1 protein-coding gene is annotated in these 641 nt (G+C 79.9%); it reads left to right on the top strand.

Features of this window, described 5'->3' with window-relative positions; translation table 11 throughout:
* Positions 1-506, top strand: a 506-nt coding sequence (locus tag CRM73_RS19455) for a Flp pilus assembly protein CpaB (protein ID WP_229588833.1), incomplete at its 5' end; no start/stop codon positions are given.
* Positions 507-641 lie beyond the last annotated feature (135 nt).

The following is a 641-nucleotide window of genomic DNA, read 5'->3' on the forward strand; positions in this document are numbered from 1 at the left end:
AGCGGCTCGCGGTGGCCGCCTATCCCCACGGGCTGGCGCCGGAGGGTGCCGTGGCCGACCCCGCGGAGCTGTCCGGGCGCGTCCTGGCGGGCGCCGCGGGCCCCGGGCAGCCGCTGACGGAGACCGCGCTCGTGGGCCCGGGACTGCTGACGGGACAGGACGGGGGCGCCACGGCGGTGACGCTGCGCATCGACGACCCCGGTGTGCTGCGGCACGTGCGCGCGGGCGACCACGTGGACGTCGTCCACCTGCCCGACGGCGCTGCGCCGGGCGGGCGTCAGGTCCTGGGCAGGGGCCTGCCCGTGCTGTGGGTCTCCTCCGCGGACCCCGGTGGGGACGGCGGTCTGCTCGCCGGGCCCGGCACCTCCGAGGAGGAGGGACTGCTGGTGGTGGGGGCCCCGCACGAGGGCGCCGCGCAGCTCGCGGGCGCGGGCGGCACCGGGCGCACCACCGTGGTCCTCGTCCCGGCGCCGGTCAGTCCCAGTGCGGAGGCCGCTGGGCCCTGAGCCAGTCCTCGTGGGCCCGATCGGAGGCCTCGTCCGCCCGGTCCGCGTCCGCCGCGGACGCCCGCCCGTCCAGGCCGGGCAGGCGCGTCTCCGCCCCGGTGGACGTGCCGTCGGTGAACGTGCCCCCGGTGGCAC

Source organism: Kocuria sp. CCUG 69068 (genome assembly GCF_020833785.1).
GTDB classification, from domain to species: domain Bacteria; phylum Actinomycetota; class Actinomycetes; order Actinomycetales; family Micrococcaceae; genus Kocuria; species Kocuria rosea.